Annotated in this window: 16 protein-coding genes, 1 other RNA gene and 1 pseudogene; 8 read left to right on the plus strand and 10 right to left on the minus strand. The window is 54.6% G+C overall.

Translation table 11 applies throughout. From position 1 onward, the window contains the following. Positions 1 to 268: 268 nt before the first annotated feature. From ffs to P8O11_RS06830, 3 genes are all read right to left on the minus strand, one after another. Positions 269 to 366, minus strand: an RNA gene (gene ffs / locus P8O11_RS06820) — signal recognition particle sRNA small type. 108 nt (positions 367 to 474) lie between these two features. After that, positions 475 to 2,043 (minus strand): 5'-nucleotidase C-terminal domain-containing protein, encoded by a 1,569-nt coding sequence (locus P8O11_RS06825; protein WP_300293043.1) that lies wholly within the window; start codon positions 2,041 to 2,043, stop codon positions 475 to 477. 39 nt (positions 2,044 to 2,082) lie between these two features. Then, a complete protein-coding gene (locus P8O11_RS06830) occupies positions 2,083 to 2,283 on the minus strand; it encodes a hypothetical protein (RefSeq protein WP_300293045.1) in 201 nt (66 codons plus the stop codon). 204 nt (positions 2,284 to 2,487) lie between these two features. Between P8O11_RS06830 and nudC the strand changes: the two genes are divergently transcribed. The 8 genes from nudC (at position 2,488) to P8O11_RS06870 (ending at position 10,550) form a co-directional block, all read left to right on the plus strand. Next, positions 2,488 to 3,459 (plus strand): NAD(+) diphosphatase, encoded by a 972-nt coding sequence (nudC, locus tag P8O11_RS06835; protein WP_089892358.1) that lies wholly within the window; start codon positions 2,488 to 2,490, stop codon positions 3,457 to 3,459. 47 nt (positions 3,460 to 3,506) lie between these two features. Next, positions 3,507 to 3,977, plus strand: coding sequence for an SRPBCC family protein (locus tag P8O11_RS06840; RefSeq protein ID WP_300293048.1), 471 nt, complete (start codon positions 3,507 to 3,509; stop codon positions 3,975 to 3,977). 68 nt (positions 3,978 to 4,045) lie between these two features. Beyond that, positions 4,046 to 5,803 carry a dihydroxy-acid dehydratase gene (gene ilvD / locus P8O11_RS06845; RefSeq protein ID WP_089892352.1) on the plus strand — a complete coding sequence of 586 codons (1,758 nt, stop codon included), beginning with the start codon at positions 4,046 to 4,048 and terminating at the stop codon, positions 5,801 to 5,803. Positions 5,804 to 5,933: 130 nt separating this feature from the next. After that, complete coding sequence (locus P8O11_RS06850; RefSeq protein WP_300293050.1) at positions 5,934 to 6,440, plus strand: hypothetical protein; 507 nt, start codon at positions 5,934 to 5,936, stop codon at positions 6,438 to 6,440. Positions 6,441 to 6,581: 141 nt separating this feature from the next. Further along, positions 6,582 to 7,349 carry a DUF6478 family protein gene (locus tag P8O11_RS06855; RefSeq protein ID WP_300293052.1) on the plus strand — a complete coding sequence of 256 codons (768 nt, stop codon included), beginning with the start codon at positions 6,582 to 6,584 and terminating at the stop codon, positions 7,347 to 7,349. A 10-nt stretch (positions 7,350 to 7,359) separates the two neighbouring features. After that, positions 7,360 to 7,740, plus strand: a complete 381-nt coding sequence (locus P8O11_RS06860; protein ID WP_300293054.1) for a hypothetical protein — start codon at positions 7,360 to 7,362, stop codon at positions 7,738 to 7,740. Positions 7,741 to 7,744: 4 nt separating this feature from the next. Further along, positions 7,745 to 8,458 carry an arsenical resistance protein ArsH gene (arsH, locus tag P8O11_RS06865; RefSeq protein WP_300293056.1) on the plus strand — a complete coding sequence of 238 codons (714 nt, stop codon included), beginning with the start codon at positions 7,745 to 7,747 and terminating at the stop codon, positions 8,456 to 8,458. Between the two features lie 64 nt (positions 8,459 to 8,522). Continuing rightward, positions 8,523 to 10,550 carry an NADPH-dependent 2,4-dienoyl-CoA reductase gene (locus tag P8O11_RS06870; protein WP_300293058.1) on the plus strand — a complete coding sequence of 676 codons (2,028 nt, stop codon included), beginning with the start codon at positions 8,523 to 8,525 and terminating at the stop codon, positions 10,548 to 10,550. An 89-nt stretch (positions 10,551 to 10,639) separates the two neighbouring features. On the opposite strand, the gene P8O11_RS06875 is transcribed toward P8O11_RS06870, so the two are convergent. The 7 genes and pseudogenes from P8O11_RS06875 to P8O11_RS06905 form a co-directional block, all read right to left on the minus strand. After that, positions 10,640 to 11,437: a hypothetical protein gene (locus P8O11_RS06875; RefSeq protein ID WP_300293060.1), complete on the minus strand. Its 798-nt coding sequence runs from the start codon at positions 11,435 to 11,437 to the stop codon at positions 10,640 to 10,642. Then, the gene (gene rimM / locus P8O11_RS06880; protein ID WP_300293062.1) at positions 11,434 to 11,940 is read right to left on the minus strand and encodes a ribosome maturation factor RimM; all 507 of its coding nucleotides are present in this window, start codon (positions 11,938 to 11,940) and stop codon (positions 11,434 to 11,436) included. The genes P8O11_RS06875 and rimM overlap by 4 nt, the downstream gene beginning before the upstream one ends. 199 nt (positions 11,941 to 12,139) lie before the next feature. After that, on the minus strand, positions 12,140 to 12,559 hold the full coding sequence (rpsP, locus tag P8O11_RS06885; RefSeq protein ID WP_089892329.1) for a 30S ribosomal protein S16: 420 nt from the start codon (positions 12,557 to 12,559) through the stop codon (positions 12,140 to 12,142). Positions 12,560 to 12,598: 39 nt separating this feature from the next. After that, complete coding sequence (locus P8O11_RS06890; protein ID WP_089892326.1) at positions 12,599 to 12,895, minus strand: chorismate mutase; 297 nt, start codon at positions 12,893 to 12,895, stop codon at positions 12,599 to 12,601. After that, positions 12,888 to 13,493, minus strand: coding sequence for a GNAT family N-acetyltransferase (locus P8O11_RS06895; protein ID WP_089892322.1), 606 nt, complete (start codon positions 13,491 to 13,493; stop codon positions 12,888 to 12,890). The genes P8O11_RS06890 and P8O11_RS06895 overlap by 8 nt, the downstream gene beginning before the upstream one ends. After that, positions 13,493 to 14,041 (minus strand): GNAT family N-acetyltransferase, encoded by a 549-nt coding sequence (locus P8O11_RS06900; protein ID WP_300293066.1) that lies wholly within the window; start codon positions 14,039 to 14,041, stop codon positions 13,493 to 13,495. The genes P8O11_RS06895 and P8O11_RS06900 overlap by 1 nt, the downstream gene beginning before the upstream one ends. Before the next feature lie 3 nt (positions 14,042 to 14,044). Then, positions 14,045 to 14,457 (minus strand): annotated as a pseudogene (locus tag P8O11_RS06905) (signal recognition particle protein); the annotation flags it as partial.

Below are 14,457 nucleotides of genomic sequence, written 5' to 3' on the forward strand. Positions count from 1 at the left end.
TAATAAGCACCCCTCGAGGGTGCTTTTTACGTAAAAAAACATAACAAAATTAAAACAATATATAAATACCACATACTGTCTTGTTCGAGCCAGCCAGTTGGGCTCAATGAGAGCTTGGATGTGAGCGTGCGCAAGCTACTGAACTGCAACCAAAGCGCGCAGAGCCCACAAACAAAAAACGAGACGCAGAGCTGGATTGATGGAATTACCCCAAACTACCGATGCAAGGCTCAAAGGCGTTAGGTGAGTCACATCTATAGTGTAGAGAAGGTGAGAGGCTGATCACGACCCAAGCGGGGCTCGTTGCGGCTGCTTCCTTCCGGATCTGACCGGGTTGGCGAGGCGCCTGCCCGCGCCAACCTCTCGATGGGAGATATAGGGAGCTCTGTGGCGATTGGCAAGAGCTTCTAGGTCACTCAACTTAGGCTACGATGCCAGCTACGAACGGTGTTTTTGGCGCCGATCTGAACTCTTTCAAGCGAAATCCGCTAGTTGTGGATCATCAGAGATCGAGCCTCTCTGGTTCGGCTTCCCCGAGAGGCAGATGCGCATTTCTGCAAAGCCCTGCGATGTCTCTCGAACAAACTCTATGCCGCAGTCTGGTTTGCTTTCAGCGCGCTGTGACGTCAGGAAATGGGCGCTGGCGTTTGGGGTTGGCTTGAAACGCCACGATGGCTTTGTCTTGAGGACTAAGGTCGCTGCGTTGACGATGTAGGAACTTAAGATTGAGCGGCAGGTCTGGCCTGTATCCAAGATCAGTCGCGGCGCGTCTGCTTCGGCCATCTCGGGCAAGACGCCGCGCGCGCGAAACGAGCTGGCGGCAAGCACAAAGAGTGTATCGTCTGCAACGGGTTTGCCCTGATACGTCAATGCGCTGATGCGCCCGCCTCTGTTCTTTAGTCGCTCTCGGCGCTCATTGAAGAGAGCGGGCTTGGAAAGGTCAATTTCGTAGGTGAGCTGGGGAATAACATCAAATAGGTAGCCGGGGAAACTTGGGTTGAGAAGCGCCTTTCCTTGGCTTCCGATGGCAATTTGGTTGAAGATGCTAGCGCTCATTTCAAGCCAGACGCGGAGGGCTTTGCCAGTGATGAGCAAAGCACAAAGCGTATCAGGAAAACTGTAGAGCTTATCCAGATCACGCAAATGGATTGTGCCGGCCGGGATATGACAAAAGTGTGTCGCACCGTTGAGACCGCCAGTACGCACGGGAGCGGCCACTGATAGAACGGGGAGGTGGGACCACCTTGTGTCTTCAAGCTTTGCCTTGACTGCATTTTCAAATGTCTGCGCCAGAAGCTGAAGCCTAGAATTGTCGGCAACAAGAGCAAAGAAGCTGTCGATCTGCCTTGTGGTTTGTCCGAGAGGCTTTGCAACGGCCAAGACTGTTTCATCGTGATCTTGGGCGAGAGCGTCAACAATTTTTACGCTTTCAGGAGCCTTGGGTGCATTTTGTTTCATTTGCATTTCAGCGCTCTCTATGCGCCACGCGTCATCTCCTTGAGAAAACATCAGGTCTATTTGCCCCACATATTCTTCCAAAGCGCCCGAAATCATCACGGGAGTTTGGGCCTTTGAAATTTGAACAACGCCTTGTTTGGGGGCGGGTAGAAGCTCGTGGGTATGTCCGCCAAGGACGACATCGACTCCATGGAGGGGAGTGATCTCGGCTTCAATCGCTTCTCGGCCGCAGTGTGCAAGCACAATGACAATATCGACCCCTTCGCGCTTCATATCCGCAATGGCACGCGAGAGAGCTGGTGCGATGGGCTCGCATGCAATGCTGGGATCAAGTCCTGCCGCGCCTTTGAGTGTTATGCTTGGCAGGCATCCTGTCACGCCAATGCGCAGTGGCGTGTCGTAACCGACAAGAGCGTGCTCCAGTATCACGTACCGTTTGAGCTGGGATGCGACATGGGGCGGCAGGAGGAGATTGGCCGAGACGAAGGGAAAGTTTGCCTGAGCGAGTGATGCCGCAAGGTGATCGATACCAAAGTCTAGATCGTGGTTTCCGATGGTTGCGGCATCGTACCCCAGAAGGTTCATCGCCGTGATCATTGGATGCGTGTCGTGATGTGTCTCAGGTTATTGAGCGAGCCTGTCTGCGATTGGCGAGCCTTGCAGGAAATCACCTGTGTCGAACAACAGGCAAGGTTTATCTGTGGCTTTGGCGTTTTCGATTTGCAGCGCAGATCGAGACAGACCGCGACGGGCAAAGAAGTTGTTGTTGTAGTCAAATTCAAGGGCATGGGCATGCAAATCAGTCGTTTGCAATATGCGAAGCATGGCGCTTTGCTGCTCAGTTGATTTGCATTGATCTACCAGTTGGCTCACCTCGTATTTTCGGGGCGTAACGGTTAACTTGTTTATAGATGAAGCGTAGCACGCCTTGATTGAATATTACAACTAAGGACAGAGCGCTAATGTGCCGCGGCTTTCCAAGCGTTGGGAAGGAGGATAGAACTTTCCGAGAGCAAAGGTGGGGCGAAAATGAAACTGGCAGAAACCGTAACATTTGGAGGCTCGGGGCTGGATCGTGCGGCAGAGGTTCGGGGCCAACCTGACGCTCTTTCGCAAGCCATAGCCGATGGTCAGGCTGAAACCATTTTGCTTTGGCGGGGAAAGCCACTCTTAGAGGGAGATGCGCGCGAGCGCTTGGCCCGTCTCCCTATGGATCATGTTGTCCTACAAGAACACGGAAAAGAGCCCATCTTACTGGGACGCGAAACGGATGGACGATTGGTTTTTGTCAGTGATATTTCTGATTGGGTTCCGCACGAGGTTGATGAAGCGGCACTCGGAGCTTTCTTTGATCCGACCGAACAGCAGCACCCACTGCTGCTAGAAACTCAATTTTTTCAGGAACTGCGTGGCGCAATGACGCGTCTTTCGCCGCGGGATGCAGAATTGGCGGCGACGGCGCGCGCCGTCCTGGGTTGGCACAGATCGCATCGTTTCTGTGCGGCTTGTGGGACGGAGAGCCAAATGGCTATGGCCGGCTGGCAACGGTCTTGCCCTGCCTGCAACACACAGCATTTTCCGCGGACTGATCCTGTCGTCATTATGCTTATCACGCGTGGAAACTCTGTTTTGATGGGGCGCTCACCGGGCTGGCCCGAGGGTATGTATTCCCTTCTGGCGGGCTTTGTCGAGCCCGGAGAAACTGTTGAAGCGGCTGTGCGCCGCGAAGTTTTTGAGGAGGCCGCAATCAATGTTGGTGCGGTGGGTTATCTGGCAAGCCAGCCTTGGCCATTTCCAAGCTCACTGATGATTGGCTGCTACGGACGTGCCGAAACGGATGCGATAACAATTGATCCGAATGAGATTGAGGATGCGCGTTGGTTCAGCCGTGAAGAAATTGCACTATCGTTTGCGGGCGAACATCCGACGTTAACGCCCGCTCGAAAGGGAGCGATAGCTCACTTTTTACTTTCGAACTGGCTTGCGGATCGGCTCAGATAGCTCCAAGTTATAGTCAACCAACGTAAGATTTCAGAGGCAGTGAGTATATGCAGTTTTCCGCAAAGCAAGATATTGAAGCGCCGATTGATCATGTTTTCTTTGCGGTGACTGACTTTGATGGATTTACCAGGCAGGCCTTGCGGCGAGGTGCCGACATCTCGAGATTAGACAGTTTGGCTGGACCATGCGCAGGTATGGCTTGGGAGGTTAGCTTTGATTTTCGCGGGAAGAGGCGGAAAATGGGCATTGAGCTTCTTGACGTTCAAGCGCCGAGTGAACTTCGAGCAAAAAGTCGTACCGCTGGTCTGGACGGCTTGCTGAGCGTCGAGCTTGTTGCGCTTTCAAAACATAGAACTCGGGTGGGTATTGAGCTTGTGCTTGCCCCCACCACACTGTCTGCGCGACTCTTGGTGCAATCGCTCAAGTTGGCGCGCGGCAGTCTTTCAAAAAGATTGCTCAAACGACTGGATAGCTTTGCTCAGGCCACAGAAGAGAGCTTCCGTAGGGTAAGTACTTAGGTGCTTGCAGACTTGTGTCACCTTGTTAGCTTGGATATTTGAATAGGTGCGCAAACAGGGAGAAAAACATGACCAAATTTGATAAATCAAAGCTGCCAAGCCGCCACGTGACTGAGGGGCCATCAAAGGCGCCGCACCGTTCATTCTATCATGCGATGGGCATGACAGAAGAAGAGATCCATCAGCCGCTGGTGGGTGTGGCCACCTGCTGGAATGAAGCCGCTCCCTGTAATATTTCGCTAAACCGTCAGGCTCAGGCTGCAAAAGCTGGCGTTCGGGAGGCCCACGGTAGCCCGCGAGAGTTTACCACCATCACTGTAACGGATGGGATCGCCATGGGGCACGAGGGCATGCGCTCGTCACTGGCGAGTCGTGAAGCGATTGCTGACACTGTCGAACTGACGATGCGGGGGCATTGCTATGATGCGCTTGTCGGTCTTGCGGGCTGTGACAAATCCTTGCCAGGAATGATGATGGCGATGGTGCGCCTCAATGTGCCGTCAGTTTTTGTTTATGGCGGTTCGATTTTACCGGGCAAAGCGCCGACGGATGTGGGTATTCCTGAAGATCTTGCGGGGCGCGATCTCACCGTTCAGGATATGTTTGAGGCGGTCGGTCGCCATCAGGCGGGTACGTTGTCTAGCGAAGCCCTTGCTGTGCTGGAGCGCGTGGCGTGTCCGAGTGCTGGGGCCTGCGGAGGACAGTTTACTGCTAATACAATGGCTTGCGTGAGTGAAGCAATCGGTTTGGCATTGCTCAACTCTTCAGGCGCACCCGCGCCGTACGAAAGCCGCGATCAATATGCCGCAGCTTCTGGCGAAGCTGTCATGATGTTGCTTGAAAAGAACATTCGCGCGCGGGATGTGGTCACGCGTAAATCGCTAGAGAACGCGGCACGCGTTGTGGCCTGTACTGGCGGCAGCACCAATGCGGGGCTACACCTGCCTGCAATTGCGCATGAGGCAGGTATCGAATTTTACCTTGAAGATGTTTGTGACATTTTCCGGGACACACCCTATTTCGTCGACCTGAAACCAGGTGGTAACTATGTGGCGAAAGACCTTTATGAAGCGGGTGGCGTGCCTGTTGTGATGAAGGAATTGCGCAAGGCAGGCTTGCTGCACGAAGACTGCATGACCTCTGCAGGTGTGACGTTGGGCGAGGCGCTGGACGGGATCAAGGGCGAGGCCGATGGCCGCGTGATCTATCCGATCGAGACGCCGATCACCAAAACCGGTGGGGTTGTGGGCCTCAAGGGCAACATCGCGCCCGAGGGTGCTATTGTGAAAGTTGCCGGGATTGCGCCTGAGCATCAGGTTTTCACAGGTCCAGCTCGGGTTTTTGAATGTGAGGAGGAGGCCTTTGAAGCGGTTCAAAAGCGCGCCTATGAGGAGGGCGAGGTGCTGGTTATTCGCAACGAGGGGCCTGCTGGCGGGCCTGGTATGCGCGAGATGCTTGCGACCACAGCTGCTTTGAGCGGACAGGGCATGGGCAAGAAAGTCGCGCTGATCACTGATGGCCGCTTTTCTGGCGCAACGCGTGGGTTTTGTGTGGGGCACGTTGGGCCAGAGGCTGCGCATGGCGGACCGATTGCCTTTTTGGCGACAGGGGACATTATCACGATTGATGCCATCAAGGGGGAACTCTCCGTTGATCTGAGCGAAGCAGAGCTTGCAGAGCGTAAGACCCAATGGAAAGGGCCACGCGAAACGATTTATGCTTCGGGCGCTGTTTGGAAATTTGCACAGATGGTTGGCTCGACCTATCAGGGCGCGGTGACGCATCCCGGGGCCAAAGCGGAGAAGCATGTCTATATGGACCTCTAGCCATAAAACCTGGTCCATTTTAAGGGGTATCATGGTTTTCACTTTGTTAACGGGCTGCCTTGAAGGGGCGCCCGTTGGGCAAACCAATCTGTCGTCCGCTGAGAGCAAGGCCGCACAAGGGAGCTTTGCCTTGGCGAACGCAACCATTGTTCCAGAGAAGGTGATTGCTGCAGGGCCGCGAGGCTTTTGCATCGACAAGCGATCTCTGAAGACGGGGCGATCAGGTGGGTTTGCACTTCTAGTACCTTGTGCGGCACTTGATGCGCAGGCCCAAGTGTTTGGGCTGGATACCGCTATACTGACTTTACAGGCTCAACCTCAAAGGCTTCAGCGTGCGCCAACCACAGCAAATGGATTGGCTGAAGCTTTTAAGGACGAGCAGCCCATCTATGAAGAAACTGGCGATGGGATGAGTATCGTACAGCTCGCGCAAGGGGGCGATGCGCTCATCCCAAACGGAGAAGGGAAGCATTGGCGTGCCGCGCTGCGCTTCAATGGTTACTTGATTGGGCTTGCGGTTTATTCTGAGAAAGATGGCGTGGCAGCAGGGGAAAACGGCAAGGTGCTTTTGATCGAGTTTGCTGAGGCTGTGCTTGCCGCAAGTCCTTTGAAACAGTTTCCTGTCGAGCTCGAATGATCACTTTGGTTTTGTAAAAAAGTGCAAGCAGGCCAAATTGTTCAATAGTTTCTTTAAATCAGACCTTTTCGTTAACGTTGTTTCCATTAAGGTGACAATGAGTACCATATTTAGAAAGTTAGTATCCTGGTTATGGCTTTGATGAAGAGCAACGCAGCATGGCGTAGAGCGCTATACCGGATAACACTCCGGAGATGGCAGCGCGCGGCGCTGCGTGCCAAGGAAGCAAAGCTCGAGGCACTACGTACCGAACGGGCTGAGGCGCGTAAAATAAAATCACAGTTAGATAGGCTCATTCACATAGCCGACGAGCGCCTTGCATTGCCGATGGTGGGATCACATGTATTTGATAAACCTTTTGACTCCGACTGGGCATGGCGGCCTGAGTTATGGCGTGGGCCTTTGCCAACACCTGGTCTGAGTTCGGCTGAAACGAAGTCCATGCTTGGTGATGAAGTGACTTTGTTCCATGACTGTCGCTACTCTGAGCTCACGTTGCGCCAATTGCGAAACCGTCGTGAGGCTGATCTTGCGCCCTATGGCCTTAGACTAGATGTGTTTAAGTTTGATGGCTCTTTCTTGTCTGTCGTTGTCGACTTACCTGAGGCTGCGGCCAACGGCTTGCTACGCAAGCATTTGCTGCGTATCCAGACCATCGTTGAATGTGAAAAGCCGATTGAGATATTTGCGCGCCTCAATGTCAAACATGGCCCAAACACCGAACAGATCGTTAGAGAACTGCCGTTGAACCAGCAAGATGTGATGGTTGAGTTTGATCTGGCTTATTCGAGAATGAACGAAAAACGTGTCGAGCGGATCTGGCTTGATCTTATCTTTGAAGGTCCAGAAATGAACCAAGTGACTTTGCGTGATTTAACATTTAGCCGTAGACCAAGAGCCGAACTTTAGGGGGGCGAGTATGAGCGATTTTGTTGTCACAAAGCGCAGAATGATACAGGCACGCTGGGAGGCCGTGGTCAGCCGTATTGATGGCGAGGCTATTGTAGAGACACCCAAGTTCCCCGTTTTGTTGGATGGTAAGCAAGTGTTGGGGGTGAGCTACAAGTCAGGCGATGATGGAGCATGGGAAATGTCGGTTCCTGTTCCTGCCGAGGCTGTAGCCGACGGTATCCGAACGATCATCATTCTGGACGGTGAGACCCAAGAGTGTCTCGCGAGCATTTCTCTTTTGTCAGGAGAGGCATTGGACGAAGATTTACGTGTCGAAGTGGATTTGCTGCGACAGGAGCTCGATATGCTGAAGCGCGCTTTCCGCCGTCATTGCGTGGAAACAAACTGAGCCGATGAGCGATACACCAAATTTGAAAGACGAGGCGTTTTTTGCGCCGGACTTGGCCGCGCTTTTCCCAAGCGAACGCAGCACCCATAGGCCGCGCATCCTATTGCTGTATGGGAGCTTGAGAAAAACCTCCTACAGCCGCCTGATGGCGGAAGAGGCTGCTCGCATTCTGGAGCGGCTGGGCTGTGAGGCGCGACTTTTCAATCCTTCAGGTTTGCCTTTGGTTGACGATGCAACGGAAAATGACCCCAAGGTGCAGGAATTGCGCGAACTTGTTCTCTGGTGCGAGGGCATGGTTTGGTCAAGCCCAGAGCGCCATGGGGCCATGACGGGCCTTATGAAGACCCAAATTGATTGGATTCCGCTGGCGCTGATTGGTGGCGTGCGCCCGACCCAAGGCAAGACGCTTGCTGTGATGCAGGTCGAGGGCGGGAGCCAGAGCTTTAACACTGTGAACCAGCTGCGTATTTTGGGGCGCTGGATGAGGCTCTTGACCATTCCGAACCAGTCATCTGTCGCAAAAGCATGGGATGAGTTTGACAGTAATGGGCGCATGAAGCCGTCGCCCTATTATGATCGCGTGGTGGATGTCATGGAGGAGCTGGTTAAGTTTACATGGCTCACGCGCGACATCAAAGGGCATCTTGTTGACCGCTATTCAGAGCGTGTGGAAAGCCGTGAAGCGCTTTCAGAGCGTGTCAACAAGCCGAAAGATTGACGCGGCGTTTGGGGTGACTTGACGCTCGTTTTGCCTCAGGTTTGCTCCAACGAGGAGTCTTACCATGCCGCAGTATCCACATATGCTCGCCCCGCTTGATTTGGGCCATACCACTCTGAAAAATCGTGTGATTATGGGTTCGATGCACACCAATCTTGAGGAAACCAAAGACTGGAATCGTGTTGCCGAGTTTTATGCGGAGCGTGCGCGGGGCGGTGCTGCACTGATGGTTACGGGTGGGATTGCGCCCAATAAAGAGGGGGGCGTCTTTCCTGGTGCAGCAGGGCTTTATACAGAAACCGATATCGCCAACCATAAGATCGTCACCGACCGTGTGCATGCCGCAGGCGGAAAAATTGCCATGCAAATTTTGCATGCGGGGCGCTATGCGTATGGGCCTGACTGTGTGAGTGCGAGCGCTGTGAAGTCGCCGATCTCTCCGTTTGTCCCCAAGGAACTCGACGAAGACGGTATTGAAAAGCAAATCGCTGCTTTTGCGAGCGCTGCGGTCAACGCGAAAGCGGCGGGCTATGACGGCGTCGAAGTGATGGGCTCAGAGGGCTACTTCATCAACCAGTTTCTGGTAACACATGTAAACAAACGGGAAGACCGCTGGGGGGGCTCATATGAGAACCGCATGCGCCTTGCGATTGAGATCATGAAGCGCGTGCGGGCCGCTGTCGGCGAGGACTTCATCATTATCTATCGTTTGAGCATGATTGATCTCATCCCAAACGGTTCGACTCATGAGGAAGTCGTGCAGCTTGCTCAGGAAGTTGAGAAGGCCGGTGCCACGATGATCAACACTGGCATTGGCTGGCATGAGGCGCGTATCCCTACGATTGCAACCAGTGTGCCGCGTGCAGGCTTTGCTTGGGTTACAAAAAAGCTGATGGGTAAGGTGGGAATTCCCCTGATCACATCTAACCGTATTAATATGCCTGATGTCGCCGAAAGCGTCTTGGCCGATGGCTGTGCTGACTTGGTAAGTATGGCACGGCCGTTTCTCGCTGATCCTCACTTTGTGTGGAAGGCGGAGCAAGGCCGCGCGGATGAGATCGCGCCTTGTATTGCGTGTAATCAGGCATGCCTTGATCATACATTCCAAGGAAAAATTTCAAGCTGTCTTGTCAATCCGCGCGCGTGTTTTGAGACCGAGCTGACGCTTGAACGCACGGATGCCCCCAAGACTGTTGCTGTTGTCGGCGCCGGACCTGCCGGAATGAGCACGGCTATTGCGGCTGCGCAACGGGGACACAAAGTGACAGTCTTTGACCGCGCTGATGAAGTCGGCGGGCAGCTGAATATGGCGAAGCAAATCCCGGGCAAGGAAGAGTTCTGGGGCTTTGTCGACTGGTTTGGCACAATGGCAGCGAAGCATGGTGTCAGGCTTGAACTTGGACGCGAAGTTGGAGCGGACGATCTTAACGGCTTTGATGAGGTCATTGTGGCGACGGGTGTCCTGCCGCGTGATCCAAAGATTGAGGGGCAAGATATGCCCCATGTCTTGAGTTATGTAGATGTTCTCCGAGGCAAGGCGCAGGTTGGTAAGCGTGTTGCGGTTATTGGTGCAGGGGGAATTGGCTTTGATGTGAGCGAGTTTCTTGTTCATGAAGGGGTGAGCACGACGCTGGACCTCGCGGAATGGAAAGAGGAATGGGGCGTAGGTGATCCGTCCGAGACGCGTGGCGGCCTTGCGCCTGCTGGACCACAGCCAGACGCGCCTGCGCGGGAGGTGATCTTGCTTCAGCGCAAGGCAGAGCGGCACGGAAAGCGGCTCGGGAAGACGACGGGCTGGATCCATCGGGCCGCGCTGAAAATGAAGAACGTCGAGATGATCGGGGGGGTAAATTATGAGCGCATCGACGCTGATGGGCTTCATGTAAGTTTTGGCGAGGCGCGGGAAAACCCAACCTTAGTGAAGTGCGATACGATTGTGATGTGCGCTGGTCAGGTCAGTGAGCGCTCATTGGCTGACGCTCTGGAGGCGAAGGGCGTCTCTGTGCATGTGATTGGCGGTGCTGATGTGGCAGGGGAGCTCGATGCGAAGCGGGCGATTGATCAAGGCACGCGGCTGGCCGCAGTACTCTGAGCGATGAATTGCAGAGTGTGCGCTCTGGCCGGTTCAGGGTGACATGCCCCGCGCTCTCTTAGCGTGAAATTCTTTTTTAAGAAAAAGATTTAGAGCAGAGCTGCTTTTGCGGCTTTGAGCTTTGCTTTGGATTTGATCTCGCGGTTCAGGCGTAGGAACTCCGCTTGGGTAGCGGCAGTGTTTGCTGTGTTCTGACGTGGAATAGGGCGCAGGGAACTGCGGAGTTCTGGTGGGATTGCCATTAAATCAAGCAAGGCTGCGGCAGGCCCTTCGCGGGCCGAGCTGTAGTCTTCCAGAGCAGCCATCATCACGGGTACTGGAGAGAGGGCGCGCGCAAGTTTTTGCGCTTCGGCTTCAGGGCCGAGAAGTTTTGGAAAGCGGGCGCGGAAACTTACGTAGTCATCTGTGATGCGGATTGAACGGAGCAGGTGACCATATACAGAACGTAGCCAGCTTTCGCGTTCCCGAGTTGTATAAAAGAACGTGATTTCTGCGCTTGGGCCGAAACGGCGTCGCAGTTCGGAGATAATTACTTTCGCCAACCGTTTGGCAGGGCGCTGGTAGGATGTCATCAGGCGACCCGAAAGAGTGTGGTGGCCGGGCATTCCGCCAGAAAATGTTTCGCGTGACAGGACGATCATGGAGTGATCAGGGATGTTTTCAAGAAAAGCGCGAAAAGCGTAACGGAATTTGATGAGCCGATGTGGGAAGGGGCGCTGGGCATAGATGCGTGCCTGTGTGCCCGCGTCCAAGAAATCCATTTTGCCATAGTAGGCCATGTAGGGCGCAAGAGAAGATTTGTTCTGGTAGAGAAAGTCTTGCAGGCTGGTTGTACCTGTTTTGTGAAAGCCAGCGTGGACAATGACGCGGATCGGGGCGGTGGTCATTCAAAGAGACCTTCAGGGGGATCGGCGATTATGCGGCCAGAGGCAAGGTCGACTGTCGGCACGGCAGCCCGTGTGAAGGGCATCAGAACTGTGCTGCTGCCGCCTTTGATCTGAACTTCCAGAAGATCACCTGCGCCGTGGTTTTGCACGGCTTTGACGCGGCCCAGTTCGGTTCCGCCTGTATCAAGCACGTTCAGGCCTATGAGGTCTGCGTGATAAAACTCGTCGTCTGGCAGGGAAGGCAATTGGCTGCGGTCTGCATAGAGTTGTGTTCCACGCAGGGCATCGGCCTCTTCTTTGGTGGATACACCACTGATGCGTGCTGAAAAACCATTGTTGATTTGGCGGGTAATTGTAACCGAGAAGCTGCGCGCTCCATCCTCGGAGAAGAGGGGCGTATAGTTCGCAATATCTTGGGGGTTGGCTGTAAAACTCTTGAGGCGGATTTCACCACGGACGCCAAATGAGCCTGCAATGGCTCCAACGCAAACATGCTCGCTCATGGGCGGGCTCCTTCACAGAGGCCAGTTTTGACACTTCCGCCTGCATTGAGACAGCGGTCAGCATGGCTGGATTTTTCGTAGACGACACCTCCAAGAAAGGCTGCGCCGATCAAGATGATAGTGCGTATCGGGCGAAAAAGAAAGCGCATGCGCAGGGTGCAAAACGGGCTGGAACCCCAAGGCTCCAGCCCATCCTTGCTTAGCTTTCAGCTGCTTCTTCAGCCGCTGGAGCCTCTTCAGCAGGGGCTTCTTCGGCTGGCGCAGCAGCGGCTTCAGCAGCGGCTGCTGCTTTGGCTGCTTTTTCTTCAACGCGGTCCTTGGCTTTTTTGCCTGGCTCGCCTTTTTTCATGTTGGCGCGCTCTTTCTTCTCGAGCAGGCCAGCAGCTTCAAGCATACGGGCAACGCGGTCTGTTGGCTGTGCACCTTCACCGAGCCAGTACTTGATACGGTCAAGGTCAAGCTTCACGCGCTCTTCGCTGTCTTTGGCGAGGAGTGGGTTGTATGTGCCGAGTTTCTCGATGAAACGGCCGTCACGTGGCATACGGCTGTCTGTTGCAACAACGCGGTAGAAAGGGCGCTTTTTTGAGCCGCCGCGGGCGAGACGAATTTTCATAGCCATGGTGTGTTCTCCTTAAATGGCGTTACAGGCAAGGGCCTGTTATTCTTGGTGTTTTTGGTGGTGCTGAATAACTTCAGCGATGATGAAGTTAAGAAACTTCTTGGCAAATTCAGGGTCTAGATCGGCCTGAATTGCCAAATCTTCGAGCCGTGTGATCTGGGCTGCTTCACGCGCAGGATCAGACGGGGGAAGGTCGTGTGCGGCTTTAAGAGCGCCCACCGCTTGGGTGTGTTTGAAGCGCTCGCCGAGAGTATAGACGAGGATGGCATCGAGACGGTCGATGCTTTCGCGATGCTCCTTGAGGAGCGTTGCAGCTTGCGTAACAGGATCAGTCAAGCGCCCATCCTTTCGGTTTGAAGAGCGGATCAGCGTAGTGGCTGATCTCCATGTCGATGCCGTGAGCGAGTTGTGTGCCATCGAGTTTTGCGGGCGATGGATGGCGGTAGACCGCATCAGATCCATCGATTGTAACAGCCTCATTGTCACGTTTCGCGCCAAGGCGTTCGGCAAGACGGATGCTGTCGAGGTTTTTAGGATCAAGATAGCTGACTGCTGTCTCCCAACCTTGATGCTTATAATAATAATCTCGCGCGGCGTGGGTTGCCTCCAGGGCATAGCCCTTGCCTGCTTTGTCAGGCCAGATAATCCAAGCGATTTCCGCCTCGGGCCAGCGCGCAGGTTTCCAGCCGCCGGCCATGCCGTAGGTCTCGTCTGTTTCTTTGTCGTGGATCATCCACATGCCAAAGCCGCGAATGTTCCAGTGACCGATTTCCGCAGCATAGAGCATCCATGCCTCATATGCATTCAGAGGCCCGCCCATAAAGCGTGAACGGTAGCTTGAAAACGTGGCTTTGAAGTCAGGGTAGTCCTCGGCTTCAGGGCCACGCAGAATCAGGCGTTTTGTCTCGAGAACAGGAATGTTTGCGGTGTGCATTATGCGTAGGCCTCCATTCCGCCGTTTTCGAGGGCATCTGGGGCGAGGTGGCGCCAGATTTCGGTTTTGCCAAATTTGGGGTGCTCATAGTGATAGTCGAACGCTGCGCCAAGGCGGGCGGCGACAGCTTTGCTTGGCGCATTGTCGGGCGCGATGAGGCTGATGGCAGTGTCCCAGCCCAGAATATCGTAGGCGTGTGCGCGTGCAGCCAGAGCGGCTTCGGTGGCGTAGCCTTTGCCCCAGGCTTCGGGCAGGAGCGTCCAGCCGATTTCGCGTTCTGGCCAGCCGAGCGGGTTCCAGAGACCGACGCGGCCGAGGTATTTGCCCGTGGATTTGTCATCGACCGCCCAGAAGCCGTAGCCGCGCATAACCCAGTGGCCCAAGATCCCGCCAATGGCGCGCCATGCTTCATCAGGGCGCAATGGCCCGCCAACGAACTTTGACGCATCCGACGCCCAGAACGCAAACTCCTGCTCTGCGTCCGCCTCACAGGGGGCGCGCAGAACGAGTCGTTCGGTTTCAAGCGTGGGGATGGTGAGGCTCAGCATAGGCTATTTCTTCTTTCCAAAGCCGGAAAGCCCAGAAGGCAGCCCTATGCCGCCACCAAGGCCGGGGAGCTTGCCTGTTGCTCCAAGCTGTTTGGCTGCAGCTTCCATGGCGGCGGGGTCCATGCCTTGGCCGAGCTCTGCGGGGAGGCCGCCTTTGCCGCCGAACATGCCCTTCATGGCTTGTTTCAGCATGCCGCCTTTGCCTTTGCCGAGCTTTTTCATCATATCCGACATTTGGCGGTGCATTTTAAGAAGCTTGTTGAGGTCTGAGACTTCCATGCCCGCACCCGCGGCGATGCGCTTTTTGCGCGAGGCTTGGAGGATTTGTGGGTTGGCGCGTTCGCGTTTTGTCATAGATTGAACAAGAGCGATCTGGCGCGTGATGATCTTGTCGTCAAAGCCTGCGTCCTGCACTT

The organism is Lentibacter sp., assembly GCF_029254145.1.
In the GTDB taxonomy this organism is placed as follows: Bacteria; Pseudomonadota; Alphaproteobacteria; order Rhodobacterales; family Rhodobacteraceae; genus Lentibacter.

Excerpts from the sequence above, each read along its gene's own strand:
- P8O11_RS06895 (WP_089892322.1), bottom strand. The coding sequence starts at position 13,493 with ATGCACACCGCAAACATTCCTGTTCTCGAGACAAAACGCCTGATTCTG.
- nudC (WP_089892358.1), top strand. The coding sequence starts at position 2,488 with ATGAAACTGGCAGAAACCGTAACATTTGGAGGCTCGGGGCTGGATCGT.
- rimM (WP_300293062.1), bottom strand. The coding sequence starts at position 11,940 with ATGAGCGAGCATGTTTGCGTTGGAGCCATTGCAGGCTCATTTGGCGTC.
- arsH (WP_300293056.1), top strand. The coding sequence starts at position 7,745 with ATGAGCGATACACCAAATTTGAAAGACGAGGCGTTTTTTGCGCCGGAC.
- P8O11_RS06875 (WP_300293060.1), bottom strand. The coding sequence starts at position 11,437 with ATGACCACCGCCCCGATCCGCGTCATTGTCCACGCTGGCTTTCACAAA.
- rpsP (WP_089892329.1), bottom strand. The coding sequence starts at position 12,559 with ATGGCTATGAAAATTCGTCTCGCCCGCGGCGGCTCAAAAAAGCGCCCT.
- P8O11_RS06870 (WP_300293058.1), top strand. The coding sequence starts at position 8,523 with ATGCCGCAGTATCCACATATGCTCGCCCCGCTTGATTTGGGCCATACC.
- ilvD (WP_089892352.1), top strand. The coding sequence starts at position 4,046 with ATGACCAAATTTGATAAATCAAAGCTGCCAAGCCGCCACGTGACTGAG.
- P8O11_RS06830 (WP_300293045.1), bottom strand. The coding sequence starts at position 2,283 with ATGCTTCGCATATTGCAAACGACTGATTTGCATGCCCATGCCCTTGAA.
- P8O11_RS06825 (WP_300293043.1), bottom strand. The coding sequence starts at position 2,043 with ATGAACCTTCTGGGGTACGATGCCGCAACCATCGGAAACCACGATCTA.
- P8O11_RS06855 (WP_300293052.1), top strand. The coding sequence starts at position 6,582 with ATGAAGAGCAACGCAGCATGGCGTAGAGCGCTATACCGGATAACACTC.
- P8O11_RS06900 (WP_300293066.1), bottom strand. The coding sequence starts at position 14,041 with ATGCTGAGCCTCACCATCCCCACGCTTGAAACCGAACGACTCGTTCTG.
- P8O11_RS06860 (WP_300293054.1), top strand. The coding sequence starts at position 7,360 with ATGAGCGATTTTGTTGTCACAAAGCGCAGAATGATACAGGCACGCTGG.
- P8O11_RS06840 (WP_300293048.1), top strand. The coding sequence starts at position 3,507 with ATGCAGTTTTCCGCAAAGCAAGATATTGAAGCGCCGATTGATCATGTT.